This is a genomic window from Marinilabilia sp., assembly GCF_016278715.1.
In the GTDB taxonomy this organism is placed as follows: Bacteria; Bacteroidota; Bacteroidia; order Bacteroidales; family Marinilabiliaceae; genus Marinilabilia.
In genome coordinates this window covers 14,424-37,684 of record NZ_JADQBH010000186.1, presented here as the reverse complement: position 1 = coordinate 37,684, position 23,261 = coordinate 14,424, and the positions used below count along the sequence as shown (strand labels likewise).

19 protein-coding genes and 1 pseudogene are annotated in these 23,261 nt (G+C 42.2%); 10 read left to right on the top strand and 10 right to left on the bottom strand.

Annotated features, from left to right (window positions below; all coding sequences use genetic code 11):
• Positions 1-2 precede the first annotated feature (2 nt).
• A complete protein-coding gene (locus QZZ43_RS11835) occupies positions 3-290 on the bottom strand; it encodes a hypothetical protein (protein ID WP_291859470.1) in 288 nt (95 codons plus the stop codon).
• Positions 291-303: 13 nt separating this feature from the next.
• On the opposite strand from QZZ43_RS11835, the gene QZZ43_RS11830 reads away from it, so the two are divergent.
• Positions 304-2,523: a TonB-dependent receptor gene (locus QZZ43_RS11830; RefSeq protein WP_291859468.1), complete on the top strand. Its 2,220-nt coding sequence runs from the start codon at positions 304-306 to the stop codon at positions 2,521-2,523.
• On the opposite strand, the gene QZZ43_RS11825 is transcribed toward QZZ43_RS11830, so the two are convergent.
• The 3 genes from QZZ43_RS11825 to QZZ43_RS11815 all read right to left on the bottom strand — a co-directional run bounded on the left by QZZ43_RS11825 (position 2,507) and on the right by QZZ43_RS11815 (position 4,406).
• Positions 2,507-3,298, bottom strand: coding sequence for a PhzF family phenazine biosynthesis protein (locus QZZ43_RS11825; protein ID WP_291859465.1), 792 nt, complete (start codon positions 3,296-3,298; stop codon positions 2,507-2,509). The two genes, QZZ43_RS11830 and QZZ43_RS11825, sit on opposite strands and share 17 nt — an antisense overlap.
• A gap of 41 nt (positions 3,299-3,339) precedes the next feature.
• Complete coding sequence (locus QZZ43_RS11820; protein ID WP_291859463.1) at positions 3,340-3,975, bottom strand: YiiX/YebB-like N1pC/P60 family cysteine hydrolase; 636 nt, start codon at positions 3,973-3,975, stop codon at positions 3,340-3,342.
• Between the two features lie 89 nt (positions 3,976-4,064).
• On the bottom strand, positions 4,065-4,406 hold the full coding sequence (locus QZZ43_RS11815; RefSeq protein ID WP_291859460.1) for a cupin domain-containing protein: 342 nt from the start codon (positions 4,404-4,406) through the stop codon (positions 4,065-4,067).
• Positions 4,407-4,746: 340 nt separating this feature from the next.
• Here QZZ43_RS11815 and gdhA point away from each other — a divergent pair, with 340 nt between their 5' ends.
• The gene (gene gdhA, locus QZZ43_RS11810; protein ID WP_291859457.1) at positions 4,747-6,105 is read left to right on the top strand and encodes an NADP-specific glutamate dehydrogenase; all 1,359 of its coding nucleotides are present in this window, start codon (positions 4,747-4,749) and stop codon (positions 6,103-6,105) included.
• A 300-nt stretch (positions 6,106-6,405) separates the two neighbouring features.
• On the opposite strand, the gene QZZ43_RS11805 is transcribed toward gdhA, so the two are convergent.
• Complete coding sequence (locus QZZ43_RS11805; RefSeq protein ID WP_291859454.1) at positions 6,406-7,110, bottom strand: head GIN domain-containing protein; 705 nt, start codon at positions 7,108-7,110, stop codon at positions 6,406-6,408.
• A gap of 172 nt (positions 7,111-7,282) precedes the next feature.
• On the opposite strand from QZZ43_RS11805, the gene QZZ43_RS11800 reads away from it, so the two are divergent.
• The 3 genes from QZZ43_RS11800 (at position 7,283) to QZZ43_RS11790 (ending at position 12,388) form a co-directional block, all read left to right on the top strand.
• On the top strand, positions 7,283-8,491 hold the full coding sequence (locus tag QZZ43_RS11800) for a solute carrier family 23 protein (protein WP_291859452.1): 1,209 nt from the start codon (positions 7,283-7,285) through the stop codon (positions 8,489-8,491).
• Between the two features lie 304 nt (positions 8,492-8,795).
• The gene (locus QZZ43_RS11795; protein WP_291859449.1) at positions 8,796-11,255 is read left to right on the top strand and encodes an AMP-binding protein; all 2,460 of its coding nucleotides are present in this window, start codon (positions 8,796-8,798) and stop codon (positions 11,253-11,255) included.
• Between the two features lie 569 nt (positions 11,256-11,824).
• Positions 11,825-12,388: a DJ-1 family glyoxalase III gene (locus QZZ43_RS11790; protein WP_291859446.1), complete on the top strand. Its 564-nt coding sequence runs from the start codon at positions 11,825-11,827 to the stop codon at positions 12,386-12,388.
• On the opposite strand, the gene QZZ43_RS11785 is transcribed toward QZZ43_RS11790, so the two are convergent.
• Positions 12,385-13,791 (bottom strand): radical SAM protein, encoded by a 1,407-nt coding sequence (locus QZZ43_RS11785; protein WP_291859442.1) that lies wholly within the window; start codon positions 13,789-13,791, stop codon positions 12,385-12,387. The genes QZZ43_RS11790 and QZZ43_RS11785 overlap by 4 nt on opposite strands.
• A gap of 301 nt (positions 13,792-14,092) precedes the next feature.
• Between QZZ43_RS11785 and QZZ43_RS11780 the strand changes: the two genes are divergently transcribed.
• Both QZZ43_RS11780 and QZZ43_RS11775 read left to right on the top strand, forming a co-directional pair.
• Complete coding sequence (locus tag QZZ43_RS11780; protein ID WP_291859439.1) at positions 14,093-14,686, top strand: deoxyribodipyrimidine photo-lyase; 594 nt, start codon at positions 14,093-14,095, stop codon at positions 14,684-14,686.
• Positions 14,686-15,372: an FAD-binding domain-containing protein gene (locus tag QZZ43_RS11775; RefSeq protein WP_291859436.1), complete on the top strand. Its 687-nt coding sequence runs from the start codon at positions 14,686-14,688 to the stop codon at positions 15,370-15,372. The genes QZZ43_RS11780 and QZZ43_RS11775 overlap by 1 nt, the downstream gene beginning before the upstream one ends.
• Before the next feature lie 368 nt (positions 15,373-15,740).
• Here QZZ43_RS11775 and QZZ43_RS11770 read toward each other — a convergent pair whose 3' ends face one another.
• Entirely contained in the window at positions 15,741-16,538 is a 798-nt protein-coding gene (locus tag QZZ43_RS11770; protein WP_291859433.1) for a DUF2807 domain-containing protein, read from the bottom strand.
• Positions 16,539-16,546: 8 nt separating this feature from the next.
• Positions 16,547-17,308: a YdcF family protein gene (locus QZZ43_RS11765; protein ID WP_291859430.1), complete on the bottom strand. Its 762-nt coding sequence runs from the start codon at positions 17,306-17,308 to the stop codon at positions 16,547-16,549.
• A gap of 254 nt (positions 17,309-17,562) precedes the next feature.
• On the opposite strand from QZZ43_RS11765, the gene QZZ43_RS11760 reads away from it, so the two are divergent.
• On the top strand, positions 17,563-18,078 hold the full coding sequence (locus tag QZZ43_RS11760; RefSeq protein ID WP_291859427.1) for a nitroreductase family protein: 516 nt from the start codon (positions 17,563-17,565) through the stop codon (positions 18,076-18,078).
• Here QZZ43_RS11760 and QZZ43_RS11755 read toward each other — a convergent pair.
• Positions 18,065-19,063, bottom strand: a complete 999-nt coding sequence (locus QZZ43_RS11755) for a DUF6588 family protein (RefSeq protein ID WP_291859424.1) — start codon at positions 19,061-19,063, stop codon at positions 18,065-18,067. The genes QZZ43_RS11760 and QZZ43_RS11755 overlap by 14 nt on opposite strands.
• A 32-nt stretch (positions 19,064-19,095) precedes the next feature.
• Entirely contained in the window at positions 19,096-20,136 is a 1,041-nt protein-coding gene (locus QZZ43_RS11750; RefSeq protein ID WP_291859422.1) for a hypothetical protein, read from the bottom strand.
• Positions 20,137-20,342: 206 nt separating this feature from the next.
• Here QZZ43_RS11750 and QZZ43_RS19610 point away from each other — a divergent pair.
• A pseudogene (locus tag QZZ43_RS19610) lies at positions 20,343-22,465 on the top strand (M3 family metallopeptidase).
• A 161-nt stretch (positions 22,466-22,626) separates the two neighbouring features.
• Positions 22,627-23,190: an AraC family transcriptional regulator gene (locus QZZ43_RS11735; RefSeq protein WP_291859417.1), complete on the top strand. Its 564-nt coding sequence runs from the start codon at positions 22,627-22,629 to the stop codon at positions 23,188-23,190.
• Positions 23,191-23,261: the final 71 nt, after the last annotated feature.

Here is a 23,261-nt window from a genome sequence, read left to right as displayed (position 1 = left end):
GCTCATAGCTCATTGCTCTTAGGTTGGAGGCTGGAGTGATGGTGGTCTTTAGCTCTTGGCTCATAGCTCATTGCTCTTAGGTTGGAGGCTGGAGTGATGGTGGTCTTTAGCTCATTGCTCATTGCTCTTAGGTTGGAGGCTGGAAGGATGAAAGCCAAAAGATAGAAAACCGCCGGATCTGCGAAACGCGCTGCTTTCTTTTCATGGTTTTGTACATTTTTGAAATCCACGTGAAAAAAAACTGGATCCATATATTTTGAACCATCTCTTTGAATGATACTATCATCCACTAAAACATTTTTATTGCTCGTACTGCTAATGGTTTCCACTGGCAGTTACGGGCAATTTTTTGGCCGCTGTATTGATGCTCAGACAGGAGAAGCAGTTGCCGGAGCAACCATCCGAAAGTCAGGAGAAATAATTGCAACCAGTGACCCATCAGGAGATTTCTTTTTTCAGGGCCACTCTGTCATTATAGTGTCTGTGCAGCATCCCGACTACAAAACCATGGAAGAACAAATTTCGCCCAACCGGGAATTGTTTTTTCTCCTGACTCCTGACCAACAAAAAATTGGGGAAGTTACGGTTTCGGCTCCCATGATAAATTACCAAAGCAAAAAGGTGCCTGCCGGATTCTCTTTAATTCCTGCAGATTCCATACACCCCAATCTCTCGGCTATAGAAATACTGGAGCAATCGCCGGGGGTGTTCATGCAAAAAGGGGCACTAAACACCGGAAGAATAATGATTCGCGGCATCGGCAGCCGCTCCCCCTATGCCACCACCCGCATCAGGGCTTACCTGGACGATATCCCGCTTACATCAGGCGACGGAAATACCACGGTCGAAGACCTTGAAATGACCAATATTGCACGTACCGAAATAGTGAGGGGCCCGGCATCCGCCTTATATGGAAGCGGCCTGGGAGGAATTATCATTTTTCATCCCGACCACACGCAAACGGAACCTTTCTCAGCTAAAACTTTGTTGCAATACGGACCGTTTGACCAGACAAAAGCGCTCGTAAATACAGGTTTCCGCAAAAATAAATCAGTCATAAAAGCCAACATCGCCCATACGCAAACCGAAGGGTTCCGGGAAAACAGCAACTACAACCGATGGAACGGACAGGTTCTTTTCAGGCATCATTTTGGAAATCATGCGCTCTTCTTTCTAACCAATTATACACGACTGAATGCGCAGATTCCCAGTTCCATCAACGAACCTACATATAGGGAAACACCCGACAAAGCAGCAGCCAACTGGCTTGAAGTGGAGGGCTTTGAGAAGTACGATAAATGGTTAAGCGGAGTAACACTAAAATCGGATTTTAGCAGCAACATTTCCAACAAAGCATCACTGTTTCTCAATCACATAAATGCCTATGAAAGCAGGCCATTCAATATTCTGGACGACCGCATGATAACCTATGGTTTGCGGGAAGAATTCTCCATCAGTTTTGAAAAACTGGAACTTACTGCCGGCGCAGAAATTTTTAGTGAGCAATACGACTGGCAGTTGATTGAAACCAACAGCGGTAGTCCGGGCGATACTTTTGCCGATAACCACGAAAACCGCTTTTTTGCCAATATCTTCGCCAAAACAGACATCTGCCTAAATGATAAATGGCAAGTTTCCACCGGAGCCAACCTCCATTTTCTGAAATTTAGCCTGGAAGATAACTTTTCGGATGAACAGGAAGTTTCCGGAAGCTATCAGTACAATCCGGTTTTATCGCCTCGCATAGGTATTACAGGCGAAATAACCCCGGAAATTACCTTTTACAGTTCTGCAGGCCACGGTTTTTCACCACCAAGTGTGGAAGAAACCCTGCTTCCCGAAGGCAATATCAATCCAGACCTGAAACCTGAAGAAGGCTGGAACTACGACTTGGGAGTACGCGGAAACCTACTGAACAACCGTCTGAATTTCGATATTACCGGCTATTTCGTGGCTCTGAAGAATCTGTTGGTAACCAAAAGAGAATCAGAAGAGATTTTTTACGGCATAAATGCAGGACAAACGAGCCATTACGGGATTGAATCCATGCTAAAGCTGGAGTTGCTGTCACAACCTCTTCCCTGGTCTGCAGCTTTAAACCTCAACCATACCTGGATGAAAAATCAATTCGACACATTTGATGATGATAACAACGACTATTCCGGCAATCAGCTTCCAGGCATCCCCGACCAACACCTTCGTTCTGATTTGAATCTGGGTTATCGGGACAAAACGTTTCTCCGGGTTACCTGGAAATACTCCGGGCAAATCTTTCTGAATGATGCTAATTCAAAGAAATACAACGGGCACCACCTGTTTGATGTTTCCCTTTCCCAACAAATCAAAACCGGTACCGGAACCTCTGCAAGCATTCAGGGAGGTATCAACAACCTGTTTGACCAACACTACTCAGGCATGGTACTTGTCAATGCACCGTCATTTGGGAACGCACTTCCCAGATACTATTATCCCGGCGCACCTATTAATGCTTTCCTGCGGATAATTTTCAAATTTTCAACTTAATAGTGCCTTCCAGAAAAGTTCTGGCACTACCACCTATTTCACAACGGTCGCCCAAATATTTACAATAGAGCACGCCCCCTCTTTTGGAAACCTGATGAGCCAAAAACTCCTCTTTCTGCATACGTTCAGCCCAGTATGGAACCAGTACGGTATGAGCCGAACCCGTTACAGGATCTTCCGGGATGCCCAGCTGAGGTGCAAAGAAACGGGAAACAAAATCAATATCATTGCTGCCCCGGGCCGTAATAATAACTCCTTCAGCATCCAGCCGGCGAATGACATCAGCATTGGGCATGGCAGACCTGACAAACTCCTCATCCTCAAAAACAAACAGATAATCAGCACTTCCTTTCAGAACAGTATCCGGTTCCCGGTCGAAACACCGGACAAACAGATCGGATTTTGGTTGAGAAAAAGGTTTATCGGAAGGAAAATTTAGGATATATTTTTCATCCATTGCCCGCACAGTCAGATTACCACTTCTTGATTTGAACCTGATTTCATCGCCGGAATAACCCAAATGCCTAAAAAGCACATGAGAGGAGGCCAATGTAGCATGTCCGCATAGATTTACTTCTACATCCGGTGTAAACCAGCGAATATGATAATTGTCGCCTTCGCCTACAAAAAAAGCCGTCTCGGAAAGATTGTTTTCCATGGCAATGTTTTGCAAAACTTCATCGGGCAACCATCCTGTCAATGGCACTACAGCAGCAGGATTACCACCAAAAACATGGTCGGTAAAGGCATCCACCTGGTAGATATTGTAGTTCATAGATAATATATTACGTAAATCAAATTCATGAATTTGATTTACTAATTAACAACCCCCAAAAACTCCAATTTATCGGAGGCCGCCATTCCATTCGGATTACATCCCGGCATACCTTCGGGAATTGCAATCCCCAATTTTTTGTAATGCTCCATCCAGCCCTCGTGAAAATCTCCGGTAGCAGGGTCTTTAAAGGTCATGGGTTCCAGTGAGAAAACCGAATCCGGTGCAAATGCGTACCAGATTAACTCACTGCAGTAATAGCCTGAATCTTCAATAATATAAGTATAGTTATAAGGCTCACCAATAACACCTGATGCTCTTTGAATAGCTTCAGAAATTCCGCCACTCCATTTAGCTCCCAGCCGATAAGCTTCAACATAAAAATTTTCTCCTTTATCATCAGATAAAAAAGCATTTAACGATTCCCTGCAAACACCAGACATGCCCTCCGCATGAATCACAAACACCTGACAATCATTAATTTCAACAATTCCGACATGAGAAAAATGTTTGCCCTCTCCAGTCTGAGTGACATCATCAATTGCGGTGGAAAGTGAAGAAGGAGTTTTTCCTCTGAACAGTAAATCGCCTGTTTTAAGTTCCAAATCATTAGTATTGTTGCATCCGGACAAAACCACTGTCAACGCCATCCATATTATTAAAAATCTTACAATCATCTGTATTCATAAAATGTAAAGCTGAAAAGTTTTAGCCCTCCTGCAAAGGTGTCCAAAATCATGGCAGGCAAAAAAGGTTTGCAATACAGCTATTCTTTCAAAAAATCTTCCCTTGCAGGTGAAAAAACATCAATCAATGCCCCCGGCTCCAAACAGACAACGCCATGATTCTCATCAGGAGAAGCAAAAAAACTATCCCCTTTTCCGAGCGCCTGAATATTGCCCCCAAGATTCACCTCAAAAACACCGGAGTCCACATAAGTAACCTGCCTGTGCGGATGGTTATGCTCTTTCCCAACGGCCCCTTTCTCAAAAAGAACTTTTACCATCATTAGATTCGAATCATAACCCAACATCTGTCGTTTTAATCCTCCGCCTAAATCTTCAACCGGCAGGGTTTCAGAATTATAAAATCCACTTTCGCCCATCATATTCGCTAATTATTTTGATTGTTAATAATTACTCTCTCCAGATATTTCAAAAGTACAAAAACAAAGTCTGAGCAGAAAATTTTTTCGCTAAGCCATAACCAGCTGGTATTACAATATTAAAATCATTGGTATCCGGAAAATGATTTTTATTTCTTAACAACCTCTGTTATTCCTTTCAATACCGAATACCCGCATAGAATTAATGTTGTTTTTTAAGAAAACAGATTAAAATCCATCAAATTATCGATAAAAACACATTTACACTTCATTTTTTTAAGTAAAAACACATTTTTTATTACATTTGCACATCTAAAAAGTCAAAACCTCTAACATTTTTCTTATGAATGATTCAAAAGTACTAAAGTACGTTGAGGATTTTATGGCCAATGTAAAAGCCAAAAATCCAAATGAGCTTGAATTTCACCAGGCTGTACAGGAAGTAGTGGAAAGCCTTGCCCCCTTTATTCTTGAAAATCCTGTTTTAATGAAAAACAAGGTCCTGGAAAGAATGACCGAACCTGAAAGAGCTATAAGTTTCCGTGTACCCTGGGTTGATGATCAGGGAGAAATTCAAATCAACAGGGGATATCGGATTCAGATGAACAGCGCCATCGGGCCTTACAAAGGCGGTTTGCGTTTTCACGCATCTGTTAACCAAAGCATTTTGAAATTCCTGGCTTTCGAGCAGGTTTTAAAGAACAGTCTTACCTCGTTACCTATGGGTGGTGGAAAAGGCGGTTCTGATTTCAACCCAAAAGGAAAATCTGACCAGGAAGTAATGCGCTTCTGTCAGTCATTTGTAACTGAACTGGAACGTCATATAGGTCCAAACACCGATGTCCCTGCCGGAGATATAGGTGTAGGTGGTCGTGAAATCGGATTCATTTTCGGACAGTACAAGCGACTGGCCAATGCATTTCAGGGAACATTCACCGGAAAAGGTGCTGAATGGGGAGGAAGCCCTCTGAGACCTGAAGCCACCGGTTATGGTGCTGTTTACTTTGCGCAGGAAATGATGGCCACCAAAGGCGAAAGTTTCAAAGGAAAAACTGTTGCTGTCAGTGGCTCCGGAAACGTGGCTCAGTTTGCAGTTGAGAAAGTCCTCGAACTGGGAGGAAAACCTGTTACCTTGTCCGATTCAAGTGGTTACATCTATGACCCCAAAGGAATTGATTCAGAGAAACTCGAATATGTTAAGCTTCTCAAGAATGCTATCCGTGGTCGTATCAAGGAGTATGCAGAAAAGTATCCTGAAGCAGAATACCACGAGGGAGAAACTCCCTGGAAAGTAAAATGTGATGTCGCTGTTCCTTCAGCTACCCAAAACGAGTTGAACGGAGATGACGCACACGCACTCATCGAAAACGGATGTATCTGTGTATCTGAAGGTGCCAACATGCCATCGACTCCCGAAGCAGTTGACCTGTTCCACGAGAAGAAAATTCTCTTTGGCCCCGGCAAAGCTGCCAATGCTGGCGGTGTAGCTGTATCAGGACTTGAAATGTCTCAAAACTCCATGCGTATCTCATGGACACGCGAAGAAGTTGATGAGAAATTGAAGTCAATAATGAAAAACATTCATGCAGCCTGTGTGAAGAACGGAAAAGAAGATGGTGGTTATGTCAACTACGTGAAAGGTGCCAATGTAAGTGGATTTATCAAAGTTGCCAATGCAATGCTTGCACAAGGTGTTGTTTAATTCCTTGATGGTTATCTTCCAAGATAAATTTATTAACTGAATTATCATAAGAGCTTTACTGAGGAGCGCGTTCCTTTACCTATAACACATACACCCTTTGTCTTTAGATGAACGCACCCGGTAAATGCTCTTTTACCAAAAAATCCGCAGGATATACTTCCCGCGGATTTTTCATTTCCATGCCATCAAAAATTAGCTGCTTAAGATGTAAACACATAAAGCACCTAAGGAAAGACAGCTGTGAAGCATGTTGCATGCTCTCTGCTCAATGCCCATTACTCCATGCTCCATTCCCTCTGCTCAATGTCTCCTCACATCTCCTCCACCTGACTCACTGATCTTCACATCTTTCCCCGGACCATAATAATCCACATCTGCACCTCCACTGGCAGAAGCCTCTATTTCTTCTTCAACATAAACTTCCAGGTCGGCACCCCCCGAAGAAGAAGCAAACACTTTTTTCGCATGAAGTTCTTTGGCAAAAATATCCGCTCCGCCACTTGATTCGGCTTCCAGGATATCCGTGTTGCCATCAACACTAATGTCGGCACCTCCGCTACAGTGCAGAATTACAGTGTTGGCACTCACACTGACCTCTGCATCCGCTCCTCCGGAACTATTAATTTCAAGACGGTCGGTTCGTATCTCTCCAACCGATTTTAAATCTGCCCCTCCTGAAGAGAACAGTTTAGCAACCTCAGGCAAAGTCACATAAACTTTAGCCTCTGCATTAAAAAACCAGTTAAACACACCCCCATCCAAATAAACATTCAGACGATTGCCTTTCAGCTCTGTTACCAATTTGTTAATCACATCCTCATCTGCTTCCACAATGATTTCGAAAGTGTCACCCTGTTTCAGAATTAAGTCCACCCCTGACGAAACACTTATTTCATCAAAGGTACCATTTACCTGACGCACTTCTCTTACCTGTGCTTCTAACGAAGGTGTGACTCCTGCAAACCAAATTGCCAGAATAGAAACAATAAAAAAAACTTTCTTCATAATCCTGATTTTTTATTTAAAGAATCTGCTATATAGTTCAAAAACAAAAGTATGACGTCTGCATCAAGGAACAAGTTACAACCATTTGTGAAAAGTTTTTAACAAAACATGGATTTTTTAAGCCAGGAGTTTATATTTTCGTGACCGATTTTAAACCAACAAATATTTAATAATGAACAACAATCGTCCGCTTTCTTTCCCGAGGAAAACCATTCTTGGCATTCAGTTTCTTTTTGTTGCTTTCGGCGCCACCGTTTTGGTTCCCCTTTTGGTTGGCATTAGTCCCTCAATTGCTCTTTTCACAGCAGGGATAGGCACACTCATATTTCATCTTATCACTAAAGGAAAAGTTCCGGTATTTCTGGGCAGTAGTTTTGCATTCGTTGCTCCCATAGTGGAAGCCACACGACTGTTCGGATTTCCGGGCACCTTATCAGGAATAATAGCAGTAGGACTGGTCTATGGAATCATGTCGGGAATAGTAAAATGGCGGGGCCCCGCACTTATTGACAAAGTTTTTCCATCGGTAGTAGTCGGTCCGGTAATCGTTGTAATCGGTTTATCCCTGGCATCTACGGGAGTGGGCATGGCCTCACAAAATTGGTTATTGGCATTAATCGCTCTTCTGACAGCCATTATTGTGGTAGTTTTTGCCAAAGGAATGATTAAACTGATACCCATATTTTTAGGAATCGTTGCCGGTTATCTGGCATCAATTCTAACCGGGGATGTTGATTTTTCAAGAATCACAGATGCTCCCTGGTTTGCACTTCCAGCCTTTCAGGCCCCAAGTTTCAGCTGGTCAGCAATCATATATATGATTCCTGTTGCCATAGCCCCCTTAATCGAACACATTGGCGATATGTATGCCATCGGAGCAGTTTCAGGAAAAAATTACGTAAAAGACCCCGGGCTTCAACGCACCATGTTGGGTGATGGAATTGCAACAGCAGTAGCCGGAAGTTTGGGAAGTGTTCCCAACACCACATATTCCGAAGTAACCGGTGCCATTTCTCTCACAAAAGTTACCGACCCTGTGGTGTTAAGAATCTCAGCCATCACAGCCGTTGTTTTCTCTGTATTGGGTAAAGTAAGCGGATTTCTGGAATCAATTCCCGCTGCCGTATTAGGAGGCATTATGCTCCTGCTTTTTGGAATGATTGCCAGTGTGGGAATAAAAACACTGATAGACTCTAAAACAAATGTCAACAAAACACGTAATCAGGTCATAATTTCGGTTATTTTGACAGTTGGAATTGGAGGTGCCGTGATTAAATTTGGCAATTTTTCACTCGCCGGGATTGGGTTGGCTGCTGTTGCCGGTGTATTATTGAACCTCATCCTCCCCGACAAGTCCAAACCAATAAAAATGAAGAAGTAACAAACAGAACCAATTGGCATAATAGTTGTTTTACGAATGATAGGTAAAGGTTTTAACCACATAGAAAAAGAAAGGATTGAACCATATAAGGCATATAAGCATTTTGTGTTTTGTGGTCAATATTATGGTTTTGCCTAACCGCTAACAAAAAATCCTGTTTGATAATGATTGTGGATTTATTTCAATGAAAGATTGTGTCGAAATAACTTCGTTTATATTTGTCAGATTATTTCATCCCAACCCAATAAGTAAAGAATCAGCCGCAAAATATTTTATTGGCGGCTTCAATTTTTGAATTAGTCGTATGCTAAAGAACATGGGTACCAAAACGGCCATTAATTATGGGCAGGAGCAAATCAGTTATAGCCGTCTGATAGGAAATATTAAGCAATTTGCCACCAATTACACGATTTCAAAAGCAGCACGGGCAGCCATCTTTATGGAAAACCGACCCGAGTGGATTTACGCTTTTTATTCCGTGTGGAGTCATAAGGGCATTGCCGTGCCTATCGATTACCTTGCCACTGCCGACGAGGTTGCGTTTATTCTTGGGGATTGCCGTCCAGAGGTGATTTTCACATCAGACAAAACAATGCCTGTTATGCAAGAGGCTGTTGATAAGGCTGGCATTAAAACCAAGATTCTTTCGGTTGATGAAATAAATCTTCAGCAAACTGAAAAAACAGAGGAGAGTATTGAAATTCCAAACAAATCTGATACGGCAGTTATTATTTACACCTCGGGAACCACCGGTTCTCCCAAAGGTGTTATGCTCTCATTCGACAATCTGATGGCAAACATTCATGGTGTGGCACACAAAATCAAGATTTTTGATGAAGAGAGCCGCACACTCATGTTGCTCCCATTGCATCACATTTTTCCCCTGATGGGAACAATGATAATTCCACTCTATGCGGGAGGAAGTATTGCCATTAGCCCATCAATGGCTTCAGAAGACATCATTAAAACACTGCAGGACAACCGGGTAACCATCCTCATTGGTGTCCCCAGATTATATGCAGCCATCCGAAAAGGCATTAAAGACAAAATCAACGCAAGTGCGATAGCAAAATTGCTGTTTTCACTTGCAGAAAGGCTTAATAATAAAGCGTTTTCAAAAACTATTTTCAAGGCAGCCCACAAAAAGATGGGTGGTCACCTGAAATATCTGGTTTCGGGAGGTGCTGCACTGGATACCGAAGTTGCAAGGGACTACCGCACTCTGGGATTTGAAGTGCTGGAAGGTTATGGAATGACCGAAGCAGCACCAATGATCACCTTCACCCGTCCCGGACGTGTTCTTATCGGCTCGCCGGGAGAGGCTCTGCCTGCCACTATTATCGAAAGCATTGATGGAGAAATTACCATCAAGGGTCCTCAGATAATGCAAGGATATTACAACAGGCCGGAAGAAACAACTGATGTCGTTAAAGACGGACGTCTTTTTACAGGAGATTTAGGGCATGTGGACAAAGAAGGATACCTATTTATTACCGGCAGAAAAAAAGAAATCATCGTACTCTCCAATGGTAAAAACGTCAACCCATCGGAGTTGGAATCCAAACTGGAAGAGTTTCCAATGGTGCGTGAGTGCGGCGTTTTCTTTAAAGATGATGTTCTTCAGGCAGTTATTGTTCCCGAAAAAAGTGCAATAGGGCAACCCGAAGACCAAAGCATTGAAGATATTATCCGCTGGAAAGTGATTGACCAATTCAATCAGCAGGTTTCCTCCTATAAAAAAATCATGAGGTTCCACCTCACCGATCAGGATCTGCCAAGAACCAGATTGTCCAAGCTTCAAAGATTCAAACTGGAAGAGTTTGCTCTGGAACAGGATAAAAGTCAGGAACCTCGTGTGAAACCTGATTTTGAGGAATACCTGATGATAACCGATTACCTCTCCAAAGAAAAAGGCAGAGATGTTCTTCCCCATCATCACATTGAAATGGATTTGGGACTTGATTCCCTTGACAAAGTAGGCTTTGAAACCTATTTGCATCAAACCTTTGGCGTTAAACTAGACCCGGTAGAGATGCTTCGTTTCAACAACATTTTGCTTCTCGCAGAGCATATCAGGGAGGTTAAAACAAAAGTTGATGAGCAAAAAATAAACTGGAGAGCAATCCTGAAAGAGAAAGTGCCCCTTCAGCTGCCAAAAACCTGGGCTACAGGAAGTATAATGGTACGTTTGTCAAGATTATTCTTCCATTCCTATTTCCGGTTCAATGCCAGTGGAATGAATAACATTCCGGAGGGACCATGCATTATTGCCCCAAACCACCAGAGTTTTTTCGATGGTCTGTTTGTGGCCTCCTATCTGCGCACCAGACAAATTAAGAAGACCTACTTTTATGCCAAAGAAAAGCATGTCAGACAGCCATGGTTAAAGTTTCTGGCCAACAGGAACAACATCATCATTATGGATATCAATAACGATCTGAAGGCATCCATCCAAAAAATGGCTGAAGTCTTAAAACGAAACAAAAACCTGATTATTTTCCCTGAAGGAACCAGAACGAAAACCGGGCAACTGGGACAGTTCAAAAAAACCTTTGCCATTCTTAGCAGAGAACTGAACATTCCGGTTGTTCCCGTATCTATTCAGGGAGCTTTTGAAGCACTGCCCAAAGGCAGTTTCTTTCCCAGACCATTCAAAAAAGTTAATATTGAATTTCTTCAACCGGTTTATCCCGGAGATGACTCCTACGACTCACTGGCTGTGAGAGTGAAAGAACAAATTCAGTATAAATTTAAAACCTCCTGATTGGAAGGTTCGTTCTAATTTAAATATTGTGTCCCGTTAAAAGATTGAGATTGCTTCCCTGCGTTCGCCAGGAACAGGACATTGCAATATTTTGCAGGTTGAAGGGGGTTGGCTTTCTGTAAGGCAGAAAATCAACCCCCTTCAACCTTTTTAAAACCTAAAGAACGGTTCATTGCTAGGACTCGGCCCGAAGCAATCTCTAAAAATTCACACGCGACTATAAGCTTAAGCCGAAACACAAGCTAACAAAACGAATTTTAACCACTTAAGAGATACTGATGTTTTTTGTATTGTTCTAGGAAAGTAATAAGATCAGTAGTTCTTAGTCAGTAGCCAGTAGTAAGGTTACCTGTCACTGACATACCCAAAAAAATACAAAACCATATAAGCAGCACGCTTGATACGATTTATAATTTAAGTTAGAAAAAAAATCCTTTGATTAAAACAGGAATTCTTCTTAACTTTTGCTTATAGTAAAGATGGCGAATGAAATCTAAAATTTGAAAACCAAGAAAACATTGATTGTCTCTTCGCTCTGCAAAAATTGAAAACAATTAAATTGAAACGTTATGAAGAAAGCAGCAATATTTATTGCACCGGGATTTGAAGAAGTAGAAGCGCTGACACCTGCCGATGTTCTTCATCGTGCAGGAACAGATGTGGAACTCATTTCCATCACCGAGGACAAAAGTGTTACAGGCGTTCATGGGTTAACTATTGTTTGCGACCGGGTGTTTGAAGGAAAACCCATAGACGAAAAAGACATAATTATCCTTCCGGGCGGAATGCCCGGAGCAAGTAACCTGCAGCATCATTTGGGGTTGACCGGATTAATTAAAAAATATAACAACAATAAACAATGGATAGCAGCCATCTGCGCAGCCCCTATGATACTCGGAGAAATGGGTATCCTGGAAGGCCGAAAAGCAACCTGTTTCCCGGGATTTGAACATCATATGAAGAAGGCTCATCACTATCCTGCTCCGGCAATTACCGATGAGCACATCATCACCGGCAGGGGCGTTGGTGCTGCCATGGAATTTTCCCTTGAAATTGTGGCCAACCTTTATGGCCCCGAAAAAGCTTCTGAGTTAAGAGAAAAAATGGTGGTCCCACCCATTGCCGCTCATTAATAATACTCAGACAATCCCTCCTCAATAATCTCAAAGTGTGCTATCCATGACAATTGGTCTGACACCTGCCACTCATCCGGGCGGGCTGTGCCCCGGGCAATTCGTTCCAGGATACTCCGCATGGAGGGAGGGATTTCCATATCATTCAAAACAAAGGCGGTTTCAATAAAAATTTTTCTGGAGCCATTCAATTTCAGCTCTTCGAAATCTGGAATTTCTCCCGTCATTTCTGATATTCGAACATCTCTGTAACCCAGTTCTACAGGCAGAGATGCAGGAATGCTTGGCAAATCGTCCAGCTTAAAATAAAAACGCCCCAACTCCTTGTCAAAGTTTACTCCATTGACTGTATTATGGAACTCTTTTTCCAGCTCTGAAAGTGCTTTTGGGTATTTCTTCAAGTCAACAGAAAGATTTCTGATGTACCCATTTTCGGTAATATCTTCCCACTCCACAGCCGTTTGTGGCGCAAGTTTATGCCTCAAACCGGACTTCTGAAAACGGTTTTTGTAAACATAAGAGCAATAATTCACTGGTAAGTCAGAAGAAACAGATCTCAAATTCCTGAGAATTTTCAATGCCGCAATTTCGCTCCCGGGCAAAGTGGCTCTCGGCCCATGAGAAACTTTATACTCGCGCGACATCAACCGTTGCATATTGTAAGGTGTAAGTCTTAATTGATGAAGATTAAAAAAGGACAGTCCCTCCTCATACAGTTCCCTGATGCTTTTGGTAATTAAGTCCACTTCATCGGGAACTGCAGGAATTTCGACGGTAACACTGGGAATAATTCCCAGGGCTTTTTTCACAAACCGCAAATCGTAACCCGTTGCCCCAATATCAAACCGCAATTCATTCAGGCCCTGATCAGCCATCGTTTTAAGCTTTTTCTCATCAACAAGCGTTCCATTGGTATATCCCCAGATGTAAAGTTCATTGCCAAATTCCTGACGGAGAACTTTTAGAAAACGCAGCATCTTATCGTACGTCAGAAAAGGTTCTCCGCCACTAAAACTAACCCCTTTAAAATCAAATTGACGAAGATAATCCACATATTGATATGGATCCTCAAAGGTCAGAGTTTGTGTTACAGGAGCTCCCAAATCATTCTGAGGGGCCGGACAATAAAAACATTTGCAGTTACATTTCCCGTTAATAAATAAACAACTCCACTGACCTTCGGCACATAACTGACATCCGGGAGAGAGTTGGGAAATATCGGTTTTGGTTCCTTTGTATCCAAACTTCATTTTCCCTTCCAGGTCGTTCACTAGTGCATCCCGCTCTATTTCAAGCTCCAGAGCATCCTGATAGTTGATCCAGTTGATATCATCGTAAGTAATCCCATACTCCAGACGATTCCGCTCAACCATGCGATTGCGGTAACGCAACAATCCTTCCATCTACGAAAAAGAATAAATAAAAAAAGTCAGCGAATATAATCCTTTTTTCACTTGCAGAGTCCCGTCAACGATCAAAAAAGAGCTGTTCATCAAAAACCAAAACATTATTTCTCCAAGCAATAAGAAGGTATGACATATTTATCTATTTTTGAAAAGTTTAACCAGGGAACCACAAAAAGTAACCAAACCAGCATAGACCCTAAATTACCAAACCGGGGCACAGTAATGTGTTCCGGTTTTTTTGAACCCTCATGCATCATCTTTGTTTAAATTATCAAACAACAACTATAAACAATCAAAGATGTCTGATGCTACAATAATTTATTGGTTTCGCAACGACCTGAGAATTCACGACAATCCTGCTCTTTCAAAAGCGCTGGAGGCGGGCAAACCTGTAATCCCGGTATTTGTGGCAGACAATTTATGGTATGAATCTCCCCATGGTGAATTGGGGTTTGCAAGAAGCGGAACAAAAAGAAAACAATTTCTTGCAGAGTCACTCCTCGATCTAAAGAAAACATTAGAAACATTCGGAAGCACTTTATACATATTCAAAGGTGAAACCGCTGATATTCTAAAAGAACTTTCCCGGCATACCAACTGTTCAAAAATTGTGGCACAAAGGGAAATTGCCCGCGAAGAAAAAGACTTAGAACACCTTGTCAGCAAAAATGTTCCGCTTGAATTGCATTGGGGCAGTATGCTTTACCAGCCCGATCTAGTTGATTTCCCAGCCGAAAAATCACCATTTTACTACACAAAATTTAAAAACAAGGTTCTCAACCAGCCTTATGCCCCTTTAACCGTTACGACCTTGGGCAAAGAGACACCCGGAAAGCTTTCAAAAATACAAATTCCCCCAACACTTAAGGATTTAATGCGGAGGAATGGTTGATGCACCAAAGTCCTATCCATTGTGAAGGAGGAGAAACAATAGCCATTGAAAGAATGAAGGAGTACATCAATTCAGGAGGAGCTGCCCATTACTCACAAACGCGAAATCAGTTTGATGGACAAAACTTCAGCAGCCAGCTGGGCTCCTGGCTGGCCAATGGCTCCCTCTCCCCCCGGCTCCTGTTTGAACAACTGCAAAAAGCACAAAAAACAGATCCGGGCAACTCCCAAAGCTTTGATACCATAAAAGAACAACTCATCTGGCGCGACAATTTCAGGTTCCTGTTTTTGCGGTATGGCGATAAGTTTTTCACAACCAAAGGGCTTAGAAGAACACCCCATGGCATGTACAACGACCTCGAAGCCTTTGAAATGTGGAGAAAAGGAAAAACCGGTCAACCCATAATCGATGCACTCATGCACCAACTGAGAGCGACAGGATTTATGAGTAACCGAGGGCGAATGCTGGTAAGTTTCTATCTGGCAAAAGAACTGAAGGTCAACTGGCAATGGGGCGCGGCCTGGTTTGAATCGAAACTGCTGGATTATGATGTTTACAACAACTACGGAAACTGGGCCTACCAAAGTGGTCGGGGAACCGACAGCCGGGTTAACAGAAAATTCAATCTGGCAACCCAAACCAAAAAATTTGACCCAAAGGGAGCGTTCATACAAAAATGGATATAAGCTGCAGGCTTTTGCTTTTTCTTATATTTGCATCCACGCCTGACCGGGGAAATCTTATTAGAGATAAGATTGCTTCGCTTCTTTCGTGGTGTCAACATTTTTAGCAGAAAACAGTTATTGCATTAATTTGCAATACTTTAAGAAATATTTCCTCTTCAACAATCTGAATAAAATCACATGACCGAACAAAAAAATATCATGCAGCATTGCTTTGTTTGCAGCAAAGACCTGCCTCAAAGCAACACAAAATCATTCAACCCCCGGACAAATCTTCCCGTGTGTGAAGATTGTAAAGGAACTGAAGCAGAAAAAAAAGCTGAAAAAGAGGCTTGGGATTCATTAGGCGAAGGTTTTGTTTGCGGATGTATCTAATTGCCGGGCAAAACCAAACCATCACCTTCAATATTTTTCACCAGGGTTTCGGGCATTCCATAATAATAAATTCGCCCATTTCCAGTAATTTCAGCACTCAACCGCCCACTTACACTGCAAAGTATTAATCCACTTCCATATAACTCAAGATCAGCATCGTGAACCATCAATTCGCGACAGTCAATCTTGCCCGATCCTTCCAGTAACAGGTCTCCGTAGCTACTCCGTCCTAACAATAAAATATTGCCACTTCCCTGCTGGTGGACAGTTAAATTCTCATACAAACCGGTAAGTAACACATTGGTACTTCCATCCGAAAAAAGATTCAAATCACTACACCTCAAGGTATCGACAGTACGCATTTTAGACACTCCAAAAATGGAAATGTTGAAACGGTCTAAAACCAAAGAATCTGTTCTAAGAATTCCGCCATTGGCGATTTCGACATTCAGAAAATTACCCGGGTAGTAAACGGTTATTTTCACTCCTTCTCGGGCCTGAATATTAAAATTAATTTTAGTATCAATCAACAACTGATTTCCCGAAGTTTCGGTAGTTACATAAGACATTAAATTGGAATCGGTTTCCACAACAACTTTATGCTTCCCGCCGCTCCGCAATATCAACTCGAAATCGGAACTTTCCAAAAGTATCTGACTGAAAGACGAAAGATTCCGCTCCTCGGTTTTCAAATTCCCGTCTCCAACCACAGCAATGGTCAGAATTTCATCACAGGAGGAGATAGCAATCAGGAGAATCCACAAACCGATATTTCGCAATAAAAACCTAAACATTATTATTTTCAAATATAACCATTCAATTTATACATAAACATTCCCGCCCATTCTCTGAAAAGAACACTCCAGGATTCCATGACGCCCGCTGATGGAACCAGATAATCTTTCCATTGCAGAGGCCGGGAACCTGCCAATGGGTCCGCCGGAAAAACTTCAACCTGAAAGCCCTGTTTCTCAAAACAGGCACGGGCCCTTGGCATATGAAAAGCCGAAGTTACAAGAATTATTTTTTTCGACAGATGGAATCTCTCAAAAACAGCTGCTGAATTCATTGCATTTTCGTAAGTATTTCTGGATACTGATTCCAGAAGAATATTATCAGCCTGCAAACCTGTTTTGGTCAAATACTCCTCCCATAGTTCTGCTTCAGGACGCTGCCCATCAAAAAGAGCACCCAGCCCCCCGGAAATTAATAAGGTATCTGCGACTCCGGTTTTCAGCAAATAAAACCCCTGCCAGAAACGGTCGGCACTCTGATTGAACTTGGCCAAACCATTGTATTGATTTTCACTTACCATCCCGCCTAAGACAACCACCGTTCGGTGTTGATACGACATATCCGAAGGCGCTACCGGCTTTGATTCCCAAAGACCCGCTACCCCATGAAAAACAGCCCCATTGGAAAACACCAACAATAGAACAACGCCCACCCTGAAACTGATTTTTCGAATATTTCGTTTGAATAAAAATCCGAAAACAATGCTTAAAACCACCCATACAAGAGGTGAAAAGAAAATATTAAGGATTTTGGAAAGGACAAAAAACATAGCCAGACTATTTTAATCAAAATTACATAAAACAATTCAGAAACTATGACTTCCATTCCTATCAAATCTTTTGCATCTTTGAGTACAGTATAAAAAACATTTTTATTGCCAAACAATTCGTTATTGCAAATTTTTGAATCCTCATTAACAATCAGTTAACTCCGGCACAAAAATTTAAAACGCCTTGATTTTGACAAAAATATACCTTTTTATACTGCACTCATCTTTGAAAAAACAAACCAAAATCAGCAATTATGGATTTTAAACCACTTATGCAGGCCCGGCACTCAGTCAGGAGTTTTAAAAACGAATTACTTTCGGATGAATTAATCAATGAGGTTCTGGAAGCAGGGCGCATGGCTCCCACCGCTGTCAACAAACAGCCTTTTGTTTTTGTGGTCATCAACGATCCCGAAAAGCTAAAAGAAATCCATGAAGCTTATCCCCGTGAATGGTTCAAAAAAGCCCCTCAGGTTATCGTAATCTGCGGTGACCATGAAGCAGCCTGGAAACGCGGCAACGACGGGAAAGACCATACTGACATTGATGTAGCCATTGCCACCGACCACATCACACTCCGGGCAACTGAACTGGGATTAGGCACCTGCTGGGTTTGCAATTTTGAGGCCGCAAAGGTAAAAAAAGCACTCAGCCTCCCCGAACACATCGAACCGGCAGTTTTGCTGCCGATAGGAAGGCCCGACGAGGCTGAAATCCTCCCAAAAAAGAGAAAACCTCTTTCAGAGTTGGTACGATTTAACGGATATTAATTCCCACACCTGCAGTCAGCACTGAATAATCACCCACAGTATAATCGGCATGTAAAGCCAGGAATCCTAAACGGAGTCTGACACCTGCGTTAAAGTCGATACCGGTGGTTTTGTAACTCAGTGTAAATGGGTCAGTAAACGTTTCTGGAAACGATGCCACATCATATTGTCCATTCACAGAGAAATCGCTATTGGTGGAACCATAACCCACTCCCGTATAAAGTGCGATTACCGGAAAGTTAGCACCCACCAGCACACGCGAAGTGAAAGCACCTGAGGAAATGTCAAGTGCACCATCGGTAACCTCAATTTGTGGAGTCCCGGGAATGTCGGTCGTGCTGTTAAAACTGGTATAACCGGCCAAAAGTGACAACTGTAGAAAAGGCACCCTTTTTACAAAAGGAATATAATCTTTAAGACTGTGCTTCACACCAAAACCAAGTACGCTGACTTCCCCGGCATCGCCAAATTTCATTTTGGGCACCACGCGGGCCATTACTTCTGTATGAAAGGGCAAACCAACAGCTGCCTGAAGCATAGGCAACGGCAGTTTGTCGTTTCCGGAACCATCAGGCATTCTAAAAGCTGCATATTCTCCCCCGGTTGTATTTGGCTGTAATTCAGGCCGCAAAGACTCCTCCATTTCACCGGCAACGGTGGGAGCGATACTATTTCCAACAGCCGTAAAGTTTTGTAACCCGATCTGGTTCACATCAAAAGACTGAGCTGAAGATGGTGCCACTGAGTTCATTACACTAAAAGTAATATCGAACCCACCAAGTCCATGTACTTTCGCCGAATTGTACCATCCTGCATTGAGGGAAGTACCCAACATTTCGCCATAAGGCTTTAGGTAAGCTTTAGAAAGGGTTCGCGCATCATCTACCCCACCCTGAAAAAAATCACGCAAAGGCTCCTGCGCAACGGTTGCAAGACTCATTGAGCCTGCAAAAACCAACAATAAACTTCTCTTCAACAATTTCATAGATTTTGATTCTAATAAATTAACAATTTGAATTACCTTCTCTCTAACATTTTTCTTGCCTGACTTATACTTATTCGCTCCTCATTGCGGAAAGCCACCACAAAACCATGAATATTTTCCTGCCCCATCACTTTCAACGCTTCCTCAACCGTATCGAATTTTCCAGCTGAGTAACGATGCCAGCCATCACTCTTGTTCTTTATGACCGGTAAAGCGCCCCCATAAACATTACGAATTTCTTTTTCCGTGGCAGCATTCCTGAGCGCCAGAAACTGAATTGAAAAAAACAATTCGGCAGACTTTTCTGCTGTTTCCCTTTTATCAGTTGGTTCTACGGGAATATTCCGCTCCGGTTTCATCGGAAATAATTTTTCTTTGCTCCCGCCCATAACCATTGTTGAGGAATCAACCGAATCCTCAAACTTTGATGCAGGCACATCTAAAATACTATCCTGCTCAACAACTGCTAATTGAATCTGACGTTCCTTCCCCGAAGCATTGGTAACATCTCTATCCCTGCAAAGATTAGGGCTCTCAACAAAATTTCCCTCTTTAACCAGGGCTTCCATTCTTTCTAAAACATCCACTTCCTTTTGAGTGGCTTCAGCCAATAAACTTTCGGGATTTGTTTTACCAACCATCATGTTGGCCTTCCTTTTTAAAACGGCAGCCTGACCAAATTGTTTTGTCAACTGTTCCTCCATAACTGATGAATCGGACAACCCATCCCCAATCAATAGGTTTTTCAATATCTTAAACTGAATTTTATGGGCATCCCCAACGTAAGTGTAGGCCCTGACATAAAGCCTGTTAACCCGCTCTTTTAACGCAATCTGTCGCATGGCATTATCCCGACCTGACTTCCGGTAATCTTCAAGTTTGTCCTGAGCTGCTTTAGCCTTCTCCATATAATGCCTTCCTTTATCCAGGAGTTTTTCAACCCTTTTCACTTTTTTTGCATCACTATGTGCCAATTCTTCTGATGAAAGCACAAAAAAAGACTGCTCCTGCCCCTGTAAATAGAAAAAACAGAACACAAAACACCCCATAAACGTTAATATTTTTTTTCCCATGGCCCAAATAGCATTTTCCGCGAAAGTTTCTCCGCCCTTATGAAAAGTTAAGAAAGGAATAGGAAAAAGGCAACAAACAGTTTATTCAAAACAAGACATCCATCATAAACAGAAAAAAACCATTTCATTAGTATTGCACATTATAATTTAGCCCTGACAATCCATTGCATCAAGTTTATATTTCTGAAGTTTTAAATACACAACCGATGAAGACATCAAACATTGTTATCTTTGTACTGTTTTCCAGTATTACATTCATGAATTGTTCAAGCAAAAAAGAACCTGATATGATTGATAACAATCCATTATTAAAACCATTTGAAACACCGCATCAAACAGCACCTTTTGACCAATTAACAGAAGATCATTTTCTTCCTGCTTTTGAGCACGCTCTAAAGGAGGGCCGAGCTGACATACATAACATCATCAACAACCCTGAAACACCTACTTTTGAGAATACTATTGAAAAAATGGAAAAATCAGCCGAGTTGCTTGGCCGTATCAGCAGCATATTTTTCAACCTCAACTCTGCCGAGACCAACGATAAAATTCAGAGCATTGCCAGAGAGGTATCACCAATGCTTTCCGATTTCTCTAACGATATATGGCTCAACGAAAAACTTTTTGAACGTGTAAAAAAAGTTTATGAAAATCAGAAAGAATCATCATCATTAAATAAAGAAGAACAGAAACTTCTGGAAAATACTTTCAAGGCATTTGCCAGAAGAGGTGCCCTGCTCAATGGAAAGGATAAAGAACGTTATCGCGAAATAACTTCCGAGCTTTCCAAATTATCTCTTCAGTTTGGTGAAAATGTGCTGGCCGAAACCAACGATTTTCAACTCCATATCACCAACAGGAAAGAGTTATCGGGGATTCCTGATGATGCCATCGAAGCAGCCGCTAACAGGGCACAAAAAGCAAATAAAGACGGATGGATTTTCACCCTTCACATTCCCAGTTATCTGCCATTCATGAAGTATGCCGACAATCGCGACCTTCGCGAAAAACTGTTCAGAGCCTATACCTCACGCGGAAACAAAGGAAATGAGCGCGACAACAATGAAATCATCAGAAAAACTGTTGCCCTGAGAATGGAACGTGCAAAACTGCTGGGACATAAAAACCATGCAGATTATGTGCTCACCGAAAGAATGGCAAAATCTCCGGATAAAGTCACCGGTTTTCTGAATGAATTACTTGAATCATCCCTTCCATTTGCGCAACAAGATGTAAAAGAGGTGGAAGAGTTTGCCAAAAAAGAAGGATTCGAAGGTCAGTTACAACGCTGGGATTTTGCCTATTATTCTGAGAAACTTAAAACGGCCAGTTTCAATGTGAGCGATGAAATGACCAAACCCTATTTCAACTGGAAAAAATTAAACAGGGCATTTTTGACCTCACAAACCAACTGTATGGCCTGACGTACAAGGAAAACAAAAGCATTCCGGTTTACCACGAAGAAGTGCAGGCCTATGAGGTTTTTGACCACGACGGCTCGTTCCTTTCTGTACTTTATCTGGATTTCTTTCCACGCGACGGAAAACAGGGAGGGGCATGGATGACTTCCTATCGGGAACAATACAAAGAAAACGGGAAAGATGTACGTCCGCACATTTCGGTGGTTACCAACTTTACCCGCCCCACATCCACAAAACCATCACTTCTGACTTACAATGAGGTGACCACTTTCCTTCATGAGTTTGGCCACGCCCTGCACGGAATGTTAAGCGATGTCACCTACGAAAGTATGGCTGGAACATCTGTTTACCGCGACTTTGTGGAGCTTCCATCACAAATTATGGAAAACTGGGCCCGTCAGGAAGAATGGTTGCAGAATGTCGCCAAACATTACGAAACAGGGGAGGCAATTCCAGTGGAATTGGTTGATAAAATCATTGCTGCCGGTAACTTCCAGAGTGGCTATGCTACGGTTCGTCAGTTAAGCTTCGGTATGAACGACATGGCCTGGCACACCATAGAAGAACCGGTTACTGCGGAAGTGGCACAATTTGAAAAGGAAGCCATGGAGCCCACCGAATTGTTCCCTGATGTAAACGGAAGCTGTATGAGTACCGCTTTCGGCCACATATTTGACGGTGGTTATGCAGCAGGTTATTACGGTTACAAATGGGCCGAGGTACTGGATGCAGATGCATTTGATTTGTTCCTTCAAAATGGTATTTTTGACCAGGCAACAGCACAAAAATTCAGGGAGAACATTCTCTCCAAAGGAGGAACCAAGGACCCGATGGAGCTTTACGTTTCCTTTAGAGGTCACGAGCCCTCCATTGAGCCATTGCTTGAACGCAGCGGACTTAAACAATGAACCGCTATCTATGAACAATTTTCAATGAACAATTATCAATGACCAATTGATTGTGGACCATCAACAGTTTTTTAGCCCCGGCAGGGGTGACACTTTCCAATGAACAATTATCAATGAACAACTTGATAAATAATAATTCAACATTTGATAACTAACAATTTATGACAAATATCCACATCAAAAACATGGTTTGTCCCCGCTGCATTATAGCAGTAAAGGATTTGCTTACCGAAATGGGGTTTACGCCCCTTTCGGTTGAGCTGGGTGTGGCAGAAATTGAAGAAGATCTCACCGAAAGCAAAATCAAAGAGCTTAGTGAGAATCTTGAAAAATTGGGTTTTGAGCGAATAGAAGACAAAAACAAACAGTTGGTGGAAAAAATCAAAACTCAAATCATAGAGAAAATCCATCACAATAAAATGCACCAGGGTTTCAACTGGTCCAAATGGCTCTCCGATACCGTTTATCACGACTACCGCTTTCTGAGTCAACTGTTTTCAGGAATTGAAGGAATTACCATAGAGCAATACATCATCAAACAAAAGATTGAAAAGGTAAAAGAACTCATTGCCTATAACCAGATGAACTTTTCCGAAATTGCCTATGTCATGGGTTACAGCAGTCCGGCACACATGTCGAATCAATTCAGAAAAATTACCGGAATGGCTCCGGGTGACTTCAAGAAACTCAGAACCCAGCCCAGAAATACCATTGATAAATTATAAAAGTTAACGCTCGTTAATTTTTAATTAAAACCCTCATCATTTAGGTGCTTCGTAAAAACAAAAAATACTGC

Excerpts from the sequence above, each read along its gene's own strand:
- QZZ43_RS11760 (WP_291859427.1), top strand. The coding sequence starts at position 17,563 with ATGGATTTTAAACCACTTATGCAGGCCCGGCACTCAGTCAGGAGTTTT.
- gdhA (WP_291859457.1), top strand. The coding sequence starts at position 4,747 with ATGAATGATTCAAAAGTACTAAAGTACGTTGAGGATTTTATGGCCAAT.
- QZZ43_RS11735 (WP_291859417.1), top strand. The coding sequence starts at position 22,627 with ATGACAAATATCCACATCAAAAACATGGTTTGTCCCCGCTGCATTATA.
- QZZ43_RS11780 (WP_291859439.1), top strand. The coding sequence starts at position 14,093 with ATGTCTGATGCTACAATAATTTATTGGTTTCGCAACGACCTGAGAATT.
- QZZ43_RS11750 (WP_291859422.1), bottom strand. The coding sequence starts at position 20,136 with ATGGGAAAAAAAATATTAACGTTTATGGGGTGTTTTGTGTTCTGTTTT.
- QZZ43_RS11790 (WP_291859446.1), top strand. The coding sequence starts at position 11,825 with ATGAAGAAAGCAGCAATATTTATTGCACCGGGATTTGAAGAAGTAGAA.
- QZZ43_RS11770 (WP_291859433.1), bottom strand. The coding sequence starts at position 16,538 with ATGTTTAGGTTTTTATTGCGAAATATCGGTTTGTGGATTCTCCTGATT.
- QZZ43_RS11825 (WP_291859465.1), bottom strand. The coding sequence starts at position 3,298 with ATGAACTACAATATCTACCAGGTGGATGCCTTTACCGACCATGTTTTT.
- QZZ43_RS11815 (WP_291859460.1), bottom strand. The coding sequence starts at position 4,406 with ATGATGGGCGAAAGTGGATTTTATAATTCTGAAACCCTGCCGGTTGAA.
- QZZ43_RS11785 (WP_291859442.1), bottom strand. The coding sequence starts at position 13,791 with ATGGAAGGATTGTTGCGTTACCGCAATCGCATGGTTGAGCGGAATCGT.
- QZZ43_RS11765 (WP_291859430.1), bottom strand. The coding sequence starts at position 17,308 with ATGTTTTTTGTCCTTTCCAAAATCCTTAATATTTTCTTTTCACCTCTT.
- QZZ43_RS11805 (WP_291859454.1), bottom strand. The coding sequence starts at position 7,110 with ATGAAGAAAGTTTTTTTTATTGTTTCTATTCTGGCAATTTGGTTTGCA.
- QZZ43_RS11755 (WP_291859424.1), bottom strand. The coding sequence starts at position 19,063 with ATGAAATTGTTGAAGAGAAGTTTATTGTTGGTTTTTGCAGGCTCAATG.
- QZZ43_RS11775 (WP_291859436.1), top strand. The coding sequence starts at position 14,686 with ATGCACCAAAGTCCTATCCATTGTGAAGGAGGAGAAACAATAGCCATT.
- QZZ43_RS11820 (WP_291859463.1), bottom strand. The coding sequence starts at position 3,975 with ATGATTGTAAGATTTTTAATAATATGGATGGCGTTGACAGTGGTTTTG.
- QZZ43_RS11795 (WP_291859449.1), top strand. The coding sequence starts at position 8,796 with ATGCTAAAGAACATGGGTACCAAAACGGCCATTAATTATGGGCAGGAG.
- QZZ43_RS11800 (WP_291859452.1), top strand. The coding sequence starts at position 7,283 with ATGAACAACAATCGTCCGCTTTCTTTCCCGAGGAAAACCATTCTTGGC.